The sequence below is a fragment of the Arthrobacter sp. Dra40 genome, assembly GCF_059091905.1.
The window spans coordinates 258,491-273,376 of the sequence record NZ_JBNHHB010000001.1 but is presented as its reverse complement, the minus strand read 5'-3'; the positions used below and the strand labels follow the sequence as shown (position 1 = coordinate 273,376).

Genomic DNA, 14,886 nt, shown 5'->3' with positions numbered 1-14,886 from the left:
CCAGCTCCTCCAGCCCGGTCTTGTCGTACACCGAGATCAACGCACGGCGGATGGGAACACGGTCAAGCTGCTTCAAGCTCACGCAAATCTCCAAGGATGGATGGCTTCGGGGATGCCTCAAGTCTAGCGCCGGGCCCCTCTCCGGCCCCGACTGTGAAGCCGGCCCGCGGTGTGGGTAACCTCATGAAGGCAGCAGAAGGAGAACGGAAGAACATGTCAGCACCGGCGGCGGAGGACGCAGCACTGCGGATCGGGCGCTTCTCACTGGCGGTGTGGCTGGTCGGGCTCCTGATCCTCGGCGGAGCATTGGCCTTTGCCGCACCACGGCTGCTGCCGCACCTGTTCAGCGCCGACTGGGACCAAGATTCCCCCGCACATTCGGCGGCAGAACCGGCAGCAGAGACCGGCGACGGCGACGCGCCCGTCCCCGGCGGCGATGCGGACAATGGGACTGACGGGGACAGTGGGACTGCCGCGAGCGCCGGGGCTGCGCCGGAGGGCCAAACCCCGGCGCAATCCGACCGGGCCGGCAGTTATTCGGGATCCGGCAATGCCGCGATTGATTACCAGCGGCCGGCCGGGTACAGCGGCCCGTTCGAGATCGTCGTCAACAGCGGCGTCGATGTCAGCGTGGCTGTGGACGATCCGGGCAACCCGGAGTGGCCGGTCCACTTCCTCTACAGCTCCGCCGACCGGGCCGAACCGGCCGCCGCGCTCCTGGCCCCGGCACGAGACAAGTTCACCCTTACCATCGAAGCTGAAGGCGACTGGCAGCTGGAGGTCCGGCCGGTCCCCTATGCCGAGCTGGAAGACGGCACGGCCTCCGGTAACGGCCCGGCCTTGGTGCGCTATGAGGGCGAGGAAGTGCTGGCCGAATTCACCTATCAGGGGGAAGCCAACATCGCCGTCTATACCTGGCAGGAATCGCGCCGGAACCTGGTGGTCAACAAGATCGGCAGCAGCTCCACCAGGTTCTCCTGGCAGCCGTACCCGGTGACCTATTTCCTGGTGGACACCACCGACGGCCAGTGGAGCTTCCGCGTGGGACGCTGAGGCCACGCCTGAACTGGGCCTAAGGTAGAGCCAGATCCCGAGTCAGTTCCTTTAAGGGGAGACACCCATGTCGTTTGCCGAAACGCTTGACCAGGCGTTCAAGGCCCGCATCCCGGTGCTGTACGTGGAGAGCCACGAAGAAGCACGGGTGCACGCCGAAGTGCTCAAGTGCGCCGCCGCCCTGCGCACGCCGCGGCCGGTATGGACGTGGAATGCCAGCAGCGGGCTGATCTCCCCCAGCGACGGCCAGCAGTCCAACACCACCGCCCCGGCGCGGGCCCTGGACCGGGTGCTCGGCACGCACGACCCAGGCGTTTTCATCTTCTTCGACCTGCACGCCTATTTCGGCACCGACCAGCGCCCGGCGGACCCCGAGGTGGTCCGGAAAGTCCGCGAAATCTCCGCCGTCTTCCGGCAGGGCAGCGCCGGACGGGTGCTGATCATCGTGGCCCCGCTGCTGCGGATTCCGCCCGAGCTGGACAAGGCCGTCACGCTGGTGGACTTTCCGCTGCCCAGCCATGACGAGATCCGGGCCATGCTCACCCACATGATCAACCAAAATTCCGACGGCGGACGGATCAAGGTCGCGCTCAGCGAAGCCGACCAAGAGAACATGGTCCAGGCGGCGCTCGGCCTGACCATGGCGGAAGCCGAGAACGCCTTTGCCCGCGCGATGGTCGACGACGGCGAGCTGACCGCCGACGATGTCCGGGTAGTGCTGGACGAAAAGCGCCAGACCATCCGCAAGTCCGGTCTGTTGGACTACGTGGACGTCAAGATCAGCCTGGATGAGGTCGGCGGCCTGAACAACCTCAAGCGCTGGCTGGCCAAACGGAAGGGCTCCTGGCTCGATGCCGCAGCAGACTTCGGCCTCCCCTCCCCCAAGGGCGTGCTGATCACCGGCGTCCCCGGCTGCGGGAAGTCCCTGACCGCCAAGGCGATGGCCTCGGGCTGGGGGCTGCCGCTGCTGCGCATGGACATCGGCCGGGTCTTCTCCGGGCTGGTCGGCTCCAGCGAGCAGAACATGCGAAACGCCATCGCCACCGCCGAAGCCATTTCCCCCGCCATCCTGTGGATCGACGAGATCGAGAAGGGCTTCGCCGGCACCAACGGCGAAGGCGATTCGGGCACCTCCGCCCGGGTCTTCGCGTCCTTCCTGACCTGGATGCAGGAGAAACGCCATCCGGTGTTCGTCGTCGCCACCGCCAACAACATCGACCGGCTGCCGCCGGAGTTCATGCGCAAGGGCCGGTTCGATGAGATCTTCTTCGTAGACCTGCCCAGCGACGCGGAACGCCGGGTGATCTGGCAAATCCAGATGGCCGGCCAGAGCACCCCGGCCAACCAGCTGGGCGCCATCGCCGACGATCCAGCCGCCGTCGAGCTCCTCGCCGGCGCTTCGGAGAACTACTCCGGCGCTGAGATCGAGCAGGCCGTGATCGCCGCGCTCTTCGACGCCTACGCCGAACACCGCCACGTACTTCTGGCCGACCTGCAGCGCGCCGTGTCCAACATGATCCCGCTGGCCATCACCCAGGCGGAGGAAGTCAGTGCCATCCGGCAATGGGCGGCGTTGCGGGCGGTCGGCGCCACCGGCAGCGAGGACCTGGACACCGGTACCCCGCATCCGGCCGATCCGCGGCCACCCGCCGGCACCCGGCCGGCCGTATCGTCGGGCCAGCCGGTCCGTGGCGGCCGCACCGTGGACTTCTAGCCAGCACCCGATTCCGAAGGAGAAGCGATGGACCAGCAACAACTCATTGTCACGGTCGGACCCGACGGCACCGTGGCGGCCGAAACCCGCAACATCTTCGGCAGCGACTGCCTGGACTACATCACGGTGCTGGAAGACCTGCTGGAAGCGGAAACCGTCTCCAGCTCCTACACCGAGGACTACGCCCGCACCGCGGTCACCGCCAGCGACTACGTACACAATGAGTCGGCAGACTAGCCCCGCTGCGCCCGACCAGCTGGCCGGACTGGCACCGGAGTCCCGGATCAACAACGGCTCGGTCCCGGCGCGAACCGATGCCGAAACCATCCGGTATGCGCGGTTCCTTCCGGCCACGGACGCCGAGGGGCCCGGCCGGCGGGCTGCGCTCTGGCTGCAAGGCTGCTCCATCCGGTGCCCCGGCTGCTTCAACCCGCACCTCTGGGCGGACCGCGGCGCAGACCTCGTTTCGACCGCGGAACTCGCTGCCGACATGGTTCAGCAGGCAGTGGCTGCCGGATCCCAAGGGCTGACCCTGCTGGGCGGCGAACCCTTCGAGCAGGCGGCGGCCAGCGCCGTCGTCGCGCGTTCCTTCCGGGACGCCGGGCTGTCGGTGATGACCTTCACGGGCTACCGGCACCAGGACCTGCAGCGCTGGGCGGCGAACCGGGAGGACATCGCCGGCCTGCTGGCCGCCACCGATCTGCTGGCCGACGGCCCCTATCTGCAGGACCGCCCTGACCTGCAGCGGCCGTGGATCGGTTCCACCAACCAGGGCCTGACCGCGCTGACCGGCCGCTACCGGGACCTGCTGGAGGACATCGGCGTCCAGCCGGACCGGATCGAGATCCGGATTGCACCCGACGGCACCGTCGGGCTGAACGGCTGGGCCTCCGATGACCAACTGGACGCCCTGCTGGCCGATCTGGGCACCCGCGCCGACCGGCCCGGCGCCAGGGCTCGCGCCGACAGGCCCGGCATGTCCGGCGCGGCTGCCACCCGCCGCAGCGCGTCCCGCCACGCTCTTGACCCCGCCACGTCCCGCCCGGTCCCGGCCGGCACCCGACCAGGAGAAACCCCATGAGTGTTTCCGTGCTGCTCATCCCCGCCGCCATCGCCGCCGTCGCCGCCGTCAACAGCGCCATCGACAACAGAGCCCAGAACCGTGAAGCGGCCAAGGCCCAGGAAGCAGCGGTGCCGCAGGTCCAGGTGCGCACCCGCATGCGGGACCTGGACTTGCTGCAGGCTGCCCTGGCGGACACGCAGGCCCAGGTCACCCGTGCCGCGAAGGACTCGATCGAGGCCGCTTGGACGGACGCCACCGCGGTGTTCGAGCGCGACGCCGAAGGCATCTGGCAGGTCCACTTCAGCGGTGAGGACGTTGACCGGCGGCGGGCGGCCGAAATCGTCCAGGCCATCGACGACGCCTACGCCCGGAGGGTCCAGCAGGCGGTGGTCCGGAAGCTGCGCGAACGGGCGCACACCGCGGGCTTGGAACTCGCGTCGGAGACGGTCGAAGAAGACCAAAGCGTCACCATGGTCCTGAATGTCCGCCGCTGACCAATCCCCTGCCATCACCGGCCGGACGGGCAAGCCGCCGCTCCTCTGGCTGGTTGCCGGCAGTCTGTGGTTGCTGGTGCCGCTGCTCGGAATCGGGTTCCTGAGCTGGGCCGGTTTCATCATCATCGGTTTGCTGGCCCGCCGTGCCGCTTGGATGTCTGCCGGCGCTTTCTACCTGGTGGTGCTGGTGGTTTCGCTCTTCATGAACGAACAACCAGGGCGCACCGCCCGCGTGCTGATCTGGGCCATCTGCTCCGTGCACGCGCTGGGCATCAATCATGCCTGGCTGCGCGATCGCTGGGCCCACGCCTCGCGCTCCTCCGGCAGCCTGTGGGCTGCCCTCCTACGCATGTCATCCCCGGACACTGCCATGGACAGCACGACGGCGATGCCCCCCGTCCGCGCACTGTTCCGCCGTCACCCCGGTGCTGCAGCCGCTCCCTTCCATCCCGGCACGGCACTTGCCCCTGCTCCCCGCTCTGGCCCCGCCCCTGCCCCTGCAAACTGGGCCGCCGAGCTCCTCAACGCTCCCGGGCTCGACGCCGCCAGTTACTACGCCGGCAGCGCCGCTCCCCACGCAGCCGGGACTTCGCGGCCTCCCGCCGATCCTGTGGACATCAATAGCGCGTCTGCGGCAGCGTTGCAGAAGCTGAACGGAATCAGCAGGCACAAGGCACGCAAGGCCGTCCGGCTGCGCAACGAGCGCGGACCGTTCCGCTCGGTAGAAGATTTCGGCGCCGCACTGGGGATTTCGCAACCTGACCTGGTGGTGTTGCTTCCGCTGGTGGTCTGCAAACTCCCGCCGACCATGCCGGCATCTTTTGGAAGGTCGGTGGATTACTGATGGCGCCTGCCCAACCCACCCTGGGATGGAATCTGCGCCAGAGCCTCTGGGTGCTGGTGCCCGCGGGGACCTTCGGGTTCCTGGGCGGGGCCGCCTTGCTGGTGGTCGGTTCGCGGGCGAGGCGGCCGCTGTGGTGGATCATCGGTCTGGTCCACATCACCCTCAGCGGAGTGGCCCTGGCGCTGCTTGACGGCACCGGGGTGCAGGAAGAGGTCGCAACGTGGCTGCTCTTGACCTGCTGGCTGGCCGGCAGCAGCTTTGCCGTGGCCATCAATCCCGAGTACCTACGGTTCAAGTGGGACCGTGACCGCACCGCGGCCCAGCCGCCCCGCACCACTGGGCGCACCACCGGGGCTCGCTCCGGCAGCCAGCTCAATACCCGGCGCCAGCCGCGTGACCGGGCTCGCGGAGCCAACGGCAAGCCGGCGCCCCGTGCCGGTTCCCGCAACAGAGCCAAGGCACCGGGAGCCGGGGTGTCTAGGAAATCCCGCTCGCCGCGCCGGGGCTCGGCGGCCTCTGCCAGCACCGGGGCCGCTGCCGGCGGGCCACCCGCACCGCATTCGAACCCGGCAAGTGTTGCCTCTTCGGCGCGTGCCGCCGCAGCGCTGGATACCGTCGACGTCAACACTGCCACCGCCAACGAGCTGGAATCCCTGCCGGGATTCTCCCGGGCTCTGGCCCAGAAAGCGGTCGAGGCCAGGAAGAAGCGCGGCGCCTTCACCTCGGAACAGGATTTCGCTGCCGCCCTGGATCTGGCGCCGCACATCTTCCAGCGGCTGCGCGGCCGTATCGTCTGCGGACGCCCGCCGCAGACACCGCCGTCGTTCGGACGGATCGTGGACTACTGAGGCCTTCCGCGCCTAACCGTCAGTGATGTGGGGCCGCGGGTGGTGGATCTATTTCCCCCACCGCCGGAAGAATTGCGCTCAGCGTCTCGTCTCGTACCTGGTGAGGACCACGCCGCCGGGAAAGGTCCGCGTCTCCACTAAATCCAGGTTCACCCAGCTGTCCAGCGCGGTGAAGAACGGCGTGCCGCCGCCCACCAGGACCGGATGGGTCACGATTGTGTACTCGTCGATTAGCCCGGCCCGCATGGCCGCCCCGGCGAGCGTTGCACCACCAACCCTCATCGGCTCGCCGTCGTCGGCCTTAAGTCGGCTGATCTCTGCTACAGCGTCGCCGGTGACCAGGCGGGTGTTCCAGTCGACCTCGTCGATCGTCGAGGAGAACACCACCTTCGGCGTGTCCCGCCAGTTCCGCGCGAACTCGATCTGCGCCGGGGTGGCATTGGGCTGCTGGTCGCCGGTCGGCCAGTGGGACCTCATGGCCTCCCACAGCTTGCGCCCATACAGCAACAGGCCGACCGCCCGCTCCTGGTCGAGCCACCACTGAAACAGCTCGTCGCTCGGCCCGCTCCAGCCGAGGTCGTCGCCGGGCGCGGCGATGTAGCCGTCCAGTGTCAGGTTCATGCCGTAGATCAGTTTCCGCATGGCGCCAGCCTTCCGTCAGTGGTGCTCCAGCGTATAGACCGGGCGCGGCCGAGTCATCCGGCAATGGCCAGCACGATGGCCGCGACGCCGAACGGGATGTCAAGCACGAAGCAGAACTCGGCCAGCGACCGCGGGACCACCGTGTTGCGCCGCCAGTGCACGTAGTCCCATGCGGCGTGGCTGGCCAAGGCGACACCGGCCAAAGCGAGGCCTAGACGTGGGGAGACCAGGACGGCGACGACGGCCACGCCGCCGAAGCCGAGCATCGCCAGCCCCTGGGCAGTGAGGGGATGGGCCTGGGCCCGGCGCAGCACGCCGGCGACGACCAGCACGGCCGCGAAGCCCGCCAGGCCCACCCACCAGGAGAGGCCGGTAATCTCGCTGACGGCGACCACGACCGACGCGACGGGGATTCCGGCCCAAGCGGCCCAAGGTCGACCGAGCGCTGCGGCGGCCAGGTAGCAGCTGGCCGCGGCCGCCACCGTGATGGCCACCGCATCGGCGGCCACCCCGGTTACGATCTGAAACGTCGCAGCGGCCAACCCCAATGCTGCGGGCCAATACCCTAGTACCGGCCGCCGAACACGGGCACCATCGGCGGCCACGGTCGTTGATCGATTCGTCGATGTCATGGCGCCGCGACCTTCACGATCCGACCCTTCCGCCGGTTCCACACTGGCCCGGTCCTGTGGTGGTGCGAGTAGTCCTCGCGGCGCAGGAGCATGGCGACGAACATCGGCAACACCATCTCGAAGTAGTGGCCGACCAACCTGAAAACCTGTGGCTTCATGACACAACCCTCAGTTCGTGGTAACGCGAACATTCTCGCATCAGCGACGTTACGCTGGGATGAGGATTAATGCAAGAGAATTCGCGTTATGATTCAGGGATGGACCAGGGACGAACCATGCAGCGCCCCGGAGGACGGTCGGCTCGCGTACGCTCCGCCGTTCACGCGGCCGCGCTCGAGCTGTTGGAAACGCGCTCGTGGGAGGAGTTGAGCATCCCGCTGGTGGCCGAGGTGTCAGGGGTGCACCAAGCCACGATCTACCGGAGGTGGGGGACGATGTCGGCCCTGCTGAATGACGTGGTCAACGAGTGGTCGGCCACGACCGCGTCGCTTCCCTGCACCGGCTCCCTGCGCGATGACCTCCACATCTATGCCGCGGCGGTCGCGAAATCGTTGAGGGATGGGAACGTCCCGCTGATCCTTCGGGCCGTGGTCCTGGAGATCCGTCCGGGAGAACGGCGTCAGGCTTCCCCGGCGTTCGCCGAACGCGAACGTCAACTGCAGTCGATGATCGACCAGTCAGAGGCGCGCGGCGAATCCGTGCCAACGCTGGCGGAACTGCTCGAGCTGGTCGTGGCGCCCTTGTACTTCTATGCCCTATTCACCGAAGCGATGGCCGAGGCGGAGGCGGCACGTCTCGTCGATCGGCTACTCGACATCGTCGCTCACCGTGGCCCCGATGCCCCGGCGGCGACCTCATGAGGGCTCTTCGGACGATCCGCGACCTGACCGAAAGAGGAAGCACAATCGGCGCATGATTGACCTCCATCGTGAAGGGCCGGCCCAGATCGCAATGAACGTCCCGCATGGCCATCGTGCAGTGGAGCGACTTCCGAATTGTTGAGTGTGACCGGAGCACCGGGCTGGCCGGGCCAGCCGGCGAGGTCTCCTGGGCCGTGGTCGTAGACGAGCGGGTCGTCCTGGAGACGGGCATCTGGGTGACGCGGGGCGCCCGTGGTCGCGGCGTCGGACGAGCGGCCATGGCCGCAGTGTTGCGCGAAGCCGCCAAACAGAAGGCCATTCAGCGACCGGTGCCGACGCCGACCCCGACGCGACTAAAGTTTGTAGCAACTCCGTTGGAAGGCCATGAATGACGCAGACCGCTTCCCTGCCCACCGGCGACCAGGTCGTGCAGGAACTTCCCTGGCGCTGGCGGGTCCAAGGCAAGATTTTCCTACTCGGCGGGCTCGGCTTCATGTTCGATGCCTGGGACGTCACGCTCAACGGCGTCCTGATCCCGTTGCTGTCCGACCACTGGGACCTCGTTCCGGCCCAAGCCGCTTGGATCGGCACTGCGAATCTGATCGGCATGGCCCTCGGTGCCTTCATCTGGGGGTCAATCGCCGACCTCATCGGCCGCAAGACGGCGTTCACCGCCACCTTGCTGGTCTTCTCCGTGTTCACGGTCTGCGGGGCCTTCGCACCGGACATCGTCTGGTTCTGCGTGTTCCGGTTCATCGCCGGCTTCGGGCTGGGCGGCTGCGTACCCGTTGACTACGCGCTGGTCGGCGAATTCACCCCGCGCCGGCTGCGCGGCCGCGTCCTCACCGCCATGGACGGCTGGTGGCCCGTCGGCGCCGCGCTTTGCGGTTTCGTCTCCGCCATCATCATGGCCACCGTGGCCGACTGGCGCTTCACCATGCTGATCATGGTCCTGCCCGCCCTGCTGGTCTTCTGGGTCCGCAGGTCGGTGCCCGAATCCCCGCTCTATCTGGTCAGCCGCGGCCGAACGGCGGAGGCCGAACAAGTCATCAACGGCATGATCGAGCGGACCGGCGGCACCGTTCGTGAATGGCGGCTGCCCGAAGCGGGCGAAGCACCGCGCTTGTCCGCCGTCAACGTCCTGGTGCAGTTCAAAGCCATCTGGAAATTCAACTGGAAAATTACGACGGCGGCCTGGGCCCTGTTCTTCAGCATCCTGCTGGTCTACTACCTGGCCCTGACCTGGATGCCGATTATCCTCATCGACGCCGGATTCGCCGCAGCGCGGGCCTTCCTCACCACGGCCGGCATGGCCGCCGTCGGCCTGGTGGGCGTCATCATCGCCGCCTACTTCGTCGAGAAGACCGGCCGGAAGTGGATCCTCGCCATCACCGGCCCGTTGTCGGCGCTGGCGCTCGTCGTCGTCGCACTCCTCATCGACGTTCCCCCGGCGGTGGTGGCCCTGCTGCTGGTCTACGGCATGGTCGTGCAGATCGCCATTCCCGTGCTGTATACCTATGTCTCCGAGCTCTACCCCACCGAACTGCGCGGGTCGGGCTTCGGCTGGGCGTCGACGTTCTCCCGCGTTGGCGCCGGCTTCGGCCCGCTCATCTTTGCATCGGTCATGTGGCCCTATCTGGGCCTTGCGTGGTCGTTCGCCATTGCCGGCGTCTTGGTGCTGATCGCGGTGCTGTGGATGGCTCGCTTCTCCCCCGAGACTAAGGGCGCCGAACTGCTCTAATTCGGGCAGTCACCTGGATGCCTCCCGAACCCAAATGCGCCCTTCCACCATCAGGCGGAAGGGCGCACGTGTAGAGGATCTGTCTTTACTCCGGCAGACCGGCATCCGGCGTTTCGTCGACAGCGACCATCGACCACGCGCCGTCGGCGTAGTTGGCAGTTACCGTCAGCGTGGTTCCGTCCGAATCCCACTCCTTGGTTTCCACGGTCTTGCCGTCCTTGTCCAGGGTGGTGCGGGCGTCTTCCATGTACGGGACCACGGCCCTGAGGTTTCCCTCGTCATCCTTGGCTTCTTCCAGCGCCACCACATTCAGCGCCTTCGGCTGTCCGCCGGCAATCCAGCCCCCATCTGCGTAAACAGCCTCAATGGCGTCCGCCTCGGACATGCAGCTGTCGCAGTCAGCTGCGACTTCGCGCATCAGGTCTGCATCGCCGGTTTGGATCGCATAGTTCATCGCATCAAAGTAGTAGTACGTGAAGGACGCCAAACCCTGGGCGGTGTCCTCGGCCATCCGGTCGTTCTTCTCCGGCGTCCGGACGTTCTGCGCCGGCGCTTCAGTGGTTGCCGACACCGGCTTGTTGCTTACTTCGGCCTTGTCCGACTCGGCCTCGCTGCCACAGCCCACAAGCGCAACAGCTGCCATGGTCACCACGGCGCCGGACATCATCAACTTCTTCATGGTCTCCCCTGGGATAACGGAATGAGAGGGAGCCGACGTCTTCGCATCTAGGCGGCGTCAGCACCGTCACATACCCTATCGCCGGGATGCACTCCAAACTCTGAAAAGAGTGCTTCAAGTGTGGCAGATCACACCCATCTTCCATGCCCGTTTAGCAACCCGCCCCCTCCGGATTCTCCAGGCAATTGTCTGCGTAGTTATTCACCACGGACCGCCAGACGCTGAGAGCCACTGCAGCGCTATCTATCTGCGCTTCACCCGAAATCGCTATCCAGTCCGAACCGTTGATCGAGTACTCGCCTCTGTAAGTAGTCGTCAACGAAACTTGAACGTCACCGGTCTTCGTATATCGGTGACTTGTAGCGGTCTTTTCCCCCAATCGATCAGCCGGGAGCGGGCCTCCAGGCTGGTTTGTCGGCCCCAATGAGGAGCCATCGCCGTAACTCCAGGTGTAGGAGGTGGGAATCGCGCGAACAATTACATCAAAACCATCTATCTCCTCATTAAACGTCTGCTCATTCGGACTCGCATAGACGTTGGTTTCAGCTCCGATCAACGTATGCGGAACAGGCTCAACTGACAGCCTCGATGGAGCAATCGGCAGCCGCCGGAAGAACTCAATGGTCAGCACCGGCAATTCCTCACCACCATCTGCAGTGGCTTCCAGTGGCCTATCTGAGTACTGACAGATTGTTCTAGTCGTATCCACCCACTGTGGCGGGCTCTGACCCGCCGGTGCTTCGAGAATGCGCATTAGAGTTCCATCAGCGCCGATTGAACATTGTGAGTTGATGAGCACACATTCAATGGCAACATTGGACAGGTCGGGCGCACAGACTGGCTCATATTTGCGTTGTGGAATTGCCACGTGTCCACCCACATTATGCGCTGCTGGTTCCTGTTCCACAGGCGCTTGTCCTGGTACCTGCTTTTCGCCCCGGACGACAGCATCATTGTCTAACCAGTCGGTGGCGATGTTCGGATTAGCCGAACTTACAGTCGCTGGAAGTGCGATAAGTATTGCCAGCAACGCCGAGATCGTTAGCGCTCTCGCGCAGAGCAGTTCCTGTGAATAGTATGGGATCACGAGGCACCATCCGGACGAGCGACTCCCTCGATGATCCACCGGTCTTCCTCGTAGCGTACTGTAGCGACCCAAAGAAGCGGGTCCACAAAACCATCAGCCTTTCCGACGACTTTGTCATCTTCATAGATAACCAAGGGCTGCTGGGTGATGAAAACGATCGGCGCATATTTCCCATCAGCCGTTTCAACGAACCGGTCTTCAATATCCGTGGGCTCAATCTGTCCTCCCACTATCCATTTATCGCCGTCATGGCCTGCGCGGATTGTCTTCTTAAATTCCTTACAGATGGCACACCCGGGCGCGGTGGCCTTCTCCAGCGGCGCCAAGTCTCCAGTCTCATAGGCATAAGACACAGTCTCAAACCAATACGGTAGGAATGCCTGAAGCCCCTGCGGCGATTTTAAGGATGCTGCATCTGGCATTTTTGGAACTGGGACGTTTTCGGCCGGGCCGTCTTCCGACGCTGGCTTGTATGTTGCAGTGGGGTCTGGACTTTGAACTGCCGCCGACGCAACGGGAGCGGGCGATGCGGATGGTTCGGCACCGCCCGGCCCGGTGCAGGCAGTGAGGGCGAGGGCTGCCGCAGTAATGAGGAGAACGGTGATGCGGGCGCGCGTTGTAGCTATGAGTGTTGGCTGCTGGCTCACTCAGACCCCCGGGTGCTGGACGGGCTGGACGCTTGGTGCGAGTCAGTCTAGCCAGACGCATCGACAGGTGCGGAGGTTTTCCACAGGTTTGGTTTTCTGCGGGTGGAAAGCGTGCGCCGCCCTTGACAGCAGCACGTAAATCTCGCGTGGCTAGGCGCAGGAGAACCGCGCCGACGCCCCCGTGGCGGGCACCGGCGTCGTTGTTCGAGGAAGCCTAGGCGAGCTTGGCGAGTGTCTCCACGAGGAGGCGGCGTTCCTCCACCTTGATCCGTTCGTGCAGCGACTCTTCGGTGTCGTCGTCCAGCACGGGCACCGCCGCCTGCGCAAGGATGGGACCGGTATCGACGCCGGAATCCACCAGGTGCACGGTCACGCCGGTGATCTTGACGCCGTGGGCCATGGCATCGCGCACGCCGTGAGCGCCGGGGAAGGACGGCAGCAGGGCCGGGTGGGTGTTGACCAGGCGTCCCTCGAAGCGGGCGACGAATTCGGCGTCAAGGATGCGCATGAAGCCTGCCAACAGCACCACGTCCGGGTTGTTGGCCGCAACGGCTTCTTCCAGGGCACGGTTCCATTCGGGCCGTGAGGCGAAGTCGGCGGGGGCCACGGTGAAGGTCCGGATGCCCGCCTCGGCGGCACGTTCCAGCCCGCGGCAGCCGGGGACGTCGCTGCCCACCGCGGCGATCTCGGCATCGAGCCGGCCGTCGCGCACGGCGTCGATGACGGCCTGCAGGTTGGTGCCGGAGCCAGAAACGAGGACCAGTATGCGCATGGAATCAACTTTATGCGTCCCTCTCGCCTAGGCTTAATCCATGCAGCAGACCACGCGCCCGGAGCCGACCGAGGAACAAATCAAGTCGGCGGGGCTATTTGTCCGTGTGCTGCTGCTCCTGCTGGCTTCCACCTTCCTAGCCACGGCTCTCCCGCTCCCTTGGAAAGCGGTGGCTCCGGCGCTGGCCGTGGCGAGCATCGTGGTGGCCGTGATCGGTCTGGTGAAAGCGGTGCGCGCGGGGCTGCCCGGCTCGCTGCGGCTCACCTATGTTCTGGGCATCGGTGCCGGTGCATTCTTCCTGCTGACCACGCTGGCGCAGGTGTTGTTCTGGCCTTTGACCGCCGCCTTCGAGGACTGCAATCAGTTGGCAGTCACGCAGTCGGCCCGCGAAGCATGCCTGGGCCATTATGAGGACAAGCTGATGAACTTCACAAACCTGTTGAACCCGTAGTTCACTTGCGGCTGCGGGCCCGGGCCGGCTCGCGCTCCAGCCAAGGCGCGACGGCATGGCCGATCATGGTGCCGAGCGCGACTTCACCGGCAACCCACAGCGCGGTCCACAACGGATCCGGCCCGATCTCGGTCAGCCGGCCGATACCGAGCGAACCATTGGACAGCCACACCAGCGCGGCCGCCGCTGCTCCCGCGACGGCACCAACGAACAGCCCCAGGAGCAGGGTGGAAGCGGAGGCCGTGAACCAGCGGGCCTGGATCTTGATGGAGAGCCACTCGTCGAAGTGGTTTTCACCCTCGCGCAGGAACCACCAGCCGGCCAACACACCGGCTACCACCGGTACGCCGAGGGCGGCCAGCCCGTAGGTCAGCTCGCCGGACGGCAGCGCGCCCAGCACCGGCAAGGCGGGCATCGGTCCCACCGTGGTTGCCAGCGGACCGATGGAACTGCCGGAGCCGATGGCGAATCCGGCCCCCGAGCTCCACGAGAGCGCCCACACGACGAAGTTGGGTACAAGTCCCAACTGCGCCACCGTCAGGACGACGCCGCCGATGATCCCGGGGCCGAGCTGTTCGTAGATTTCCACGACTTCGGCCCAGTGCAGGCCCAAATCCACTGCCAGCAGCAGCGCAGAGAGCGCCACCGCAGCGGTCACAGCCAGCAGCCCGGCACGGACGCCGGCCCACACGTAGGATCCGGCCCAACGGGAATGCTGGCTGGTGCGGGCCACCCATGCGGCCGCGTCGACGCCGATCAACCGGGCCCAGGACCCGGCTTCGCGGTACGCGCCCACAATCAGCCCCGCTCCCGCCGGCAGCAGCGGAATGAGGGCCCCGGCCAGCACGGAAATTTCCACTTCATCGGTCTGCACCAGATAGGCGGTCGCTGCGCCCACGGCAGCGTAGGTTCCGAGCGCACCGACCAGTGCCTGCCATAACTGGTCCGTATAGGAGGCCCGGGCCAGCCGCCGTCCGGCCCGCCAAGACAGGAAGAACGGGATGAGCGTGAGGCCCAGCGGTACCAGCGACAACGTTCCGCGCATCGTTTCGGCCGAACTGGCGCCGGTTTGGATGGCCAGGTCCAGCGGAACGCCGTGGATGAGCAGCCAGGCCTGGCCGCCGAGCCGAGCCAGCGAATCGAAGCTGCGGTCGTCAAAACCGTCGGCAAACCACACGCCCACCAGCGGCAACAGCACCACGATGGCCGACAGCAGGGCGCATTGGAAGAACTCGAAGGCACCCTGCAGCCACAGGGGCATCGGCAGTCCGGCCTGACCGTCCGGTCGCGACGTGAGTTTCATTGCTTCTATGGTGCCAGTCCAGTTGCCCCCGTCCGCTTAGCGACGCGGCGCCGTGG

At 66.0% G+C, this 14,886-nt stretch carries 19 protein-coding genes; 11 read left to right on the top strand and 8 right to left on the bottom strand.

Annotated elements, in window-relative coordinates:
- The first annotated feature begins 213 nt into the window (after positions 1-213).
- The 7 genes from AC5RWT_RS01430 to AC5RWT_RS01400 all read left to right on the top strand — a co-directional run bounded on the left by AC5RWT_RS01430 (position 214) and on the right by AC5RWT_RS01400 (position 6,016).
- Positions 214-1,053 (top strand): hypothetical protein, encoded by an 840-nt coding sequence (locus tag AC5RWT_RS01430; RefSeq protein ID WP_494078828.1) that lies wholly within the window; start codon positions 214-216, stop codon positions 1,051-1,053.
- Between the two features lie 67 nt (positions 1,054-1,120).
- Positions 1,121-2,767: an AAA family ATPase gene (locus AC5RWT_RS01425; protein WP_494078827.1), complete on the top strand. Its 1,647-nt coding sequence runs from the start codon at positions 1,121-1,123 to the stop codon at positions 2,765-2,767.
- A 27-nt stretch (positions 2,768-2,794) separates the two neighbouring features.
- Positions 2,795-3,004 (top strand): DUF2997 domain-containing protein, encoded by a 210-nt coding sequence (locus AC5RWT_RS01420; protein WP_494044535.1) that lies wholly within the window; start codon positions 2,795-2,797, stop codon positions 3,002-3,004.
- Entirely contained in the window at positions 2,988-3,848 is an 861-nt protein-coding gene (locus AC5RWT_RS01415) for a 4Fe-4S single cluster domain-containing protein (protein ID WP_494078826.1), read from the top strand. Before AC5RWT_RS01420 ends, AC5RWT_RS01415 begins: the two co-directional genes overlap by 17 nt.
- On the top strand, positions 3,845-4,324 hold the full coding sequence (locus tag AC5RWT_RS01410; RefSeq protein WP_494044533.1) for a hypothetical protein: 480 nt from the start codon (positions 3,845-3,847) through the stop codon (positions 4,322-4,324). The genes AC5RWT_RS01415 and AC5RWT_RS01410 overlap by 4 nt, the downstream gene beginning before the upstream one ends.
- A complete protein-coding gene (locus tag AC5RWT_RS01405; protein ID WP_494078825.1) occupies positions 4,311-5,168 on the top strand; it encodes a ComEA family DNA-binding protein in 858 nt (285 codons plus the stop codon). Before AC5RWT_RS01410 ends, AC5RWT_RS01405 begins: the two co-directional genes overlap by 14 nt.
- Positions 5,168-6,016, top strand: a complete 849-nt coding sequence (locus AC5RWT_RS01400; RefSeq protein ID WP_494078824.1) for a ComEA family DNA-binding protein — start codon at positions 5,168-5,170, stop codon at positions 6,014-6,016. The genes AC5RWT_RS01405 and AC5RWT_RS01400 overlap by 1 nt, the downstream gene beginning before the upstream one ends.
- Before the next feature lie 78 nt (positions 6,017-6,094).
- On the opposite strand, the gene AC5RWT_RS01395 is transcribed toward AC5RWT_RS01400, so the two are convergent.
- The 3 genes from AC5RWT_RS01395 to AC5RWT_RS01385 all read right to left on the bottom strand — a co-directional run bounded on the left by AC5RWT_RS01395 (position 6,095) and on the right by AC5RWT_RS01385 (position 7,448).
- Complete coding sequence (locus AC5RWT_RS01395; RefSeq protein ID WP_494078823.1) at positions 6,095-6,658, bottom strand: dihydrofolate reductase family protein; 564 nt, start codon at positions 6,656-6,658, stop codon at positions 6,095-6,097.
- 53 nt (positions 6,659-6,711) lie between these two features.
- A complete protein-coding gene (locus AC5RWT_RS01390; RefSeq protein ID WP_494078822.1) occupies positions 6,712-7,167 on the bottom strand; it encodes a hypothetical protein in 456 nt (151 codons plus the stop codon).
- A 119-nt stretch (positions 7,168-7,286) separates the two neighbouring features.
- Positions 7,287-7,448, bottom strand: a complete 162-nt coding sequence (locus tag AC5RWT_RS01385) for a hypothetical protein (protein WP_494078821.1) — start codon at positions 7,446-7,448, stop codon at positions 7,287-7,289.
- A gap of 99 nt (positions 7,449-7,547) precedes the next feature.
- Here AC5RWT_RS01385 and AC5RWT_RS01380 point away from each other — a divergent pair, with 99 nt between their 5' ends.
- The 3 genes from AC5RWT_RS01380 (at position 7,548) to AC5RWT_RS01370 (ending at position 9,891) form a co-directional block, all read left to right on the top strand.
- Complete coding sequence (locus tag AC5RWT_RS01380) at positions 7,548-8,150, top strand: TetR/AcrR family transcriptional regulator (RefSeq protein ID WP_494078820.1); 603 nt, start codon at positions 7,548-7,550, stop codon at positions 8,148-8,150.
- 104 nt (positions 8,151-8,254) lie between these two features.
- Positions 8,255-8,542 (top strand): GNAT family N-acetyltransferase, encoded by a 288-nt coding sequence (locus AC5RWT_RS01375; protein WP_494078819.1) that lies wholly within the window; start codon positions 8,255-8,257, stop codon positions 8,540-8,542.
- Complete coding sequence (locus AC5RWT_RS01370) at positions 8,539-9,891, top strand: MFS transporter (RefSeq protein ID WP_494078818.1); 1,353 nt, start codon at positions 8,539-8,541, stop codon at positions 9,889-9,891. The genes AC5RWT_RS01375 and AC5RWT_RS01370 overlap by 4 nt, the downstream gene beginning before the upstream one ends.
- 85 nt (positions 9,892-9,976) lie before the next feature.
- Here AC5RWT_RS01370 and AC5RWT_RS01365 read toward each other — a convergent pair whose 3' ends face one another.
- The 4 genes from AC5RWT_RS01365 to purN all read right to left on the bottom strand — a co-directional run bounded on the left by AC5RWT_RS01365 (position 9,977) and on the right by purN (position 13,076).
- On the bottom strand, positions 9,977-10,570 hold the full coding sequence (locus tag AC5RWT_RS01365) for a DUF6318 family protein (RefSeq protein WP_494078817.1): 594 nt from the start codon (positions 10,568-10,570) through the stop codon (positions 9,977-9,979).
- Between the two features lie 151 nt (positions 10,571-10,721).
- Positions 10,722-11,324 carry a hypothetical protein gene (locus AC5RWT_RS01360; protein ID WP_494078816.1) on the bottom strand — a complete coding sequence of 201 codons (603 nt, stop codon included), beginning with the start codon at positions 11,322-11,324 and terminating at the stop codon, positions 10,722-10,724.
- Between the two features lie 329 nt (positions 11,325-11,653).
- Entirely contained in the window at positions 11,654-12,304 is a 651-nt protein-coding gene (locus AC5RWT_RS01355) for a DUF6318 family protein (RefSeq protein WP_494078815.1), read from the bottom strand.
- Between the two features lie 214 nt (positions 12,305-12,518).
- On the bottom strand, positions 12,519-13,076 hold the full coding sequence (purN, locus tag AC5RWT_RS01350; protein WP_494044523.1) for a phosphoribosylglycinamide formyltransferase: 558 nt from the start codon (positions 13,074-13,076) through the stop codon (positions 12,519-12,521).
- A 40-nt stretch (positions 13,077-13,116) separates the two neighbouring features.
- On the opposite strand from purN, the gene AC5RWT_RS01345 reads away from it, so the two are divergent.
- Positions 13,117-13,527 carry a hypothetical protein gene (locus tag AC5RWT_RS01345; protein WP_494078814.1) on the top strand — a complete coding sequence of 137 codons (411 nt, stop codon included), beginning with the start codon at positions 13,117-13,119 and terminating at the stop codon, positions 13,525-13,527.
- A gap of 1 nt (position 13,528) precedes the next feature.
- Here the strand turns inward: AC5RWT_RS01345 and AC5RWT_RS01340 are convergent, their stop codons facing one another.
- On the bottom strand, positions 13,529-14,830 hold the full coding sequence (locus AC5RWT_RS01340; protein ID WP_494078813.1) for a cell division protein PerM: 1,302 nt from the start codon (positions 14,828-14,830) through the stop codon (positions 13,529-13,531).
- Positions 14,831-14,886 lie beyond the last annotated feature (56 nt).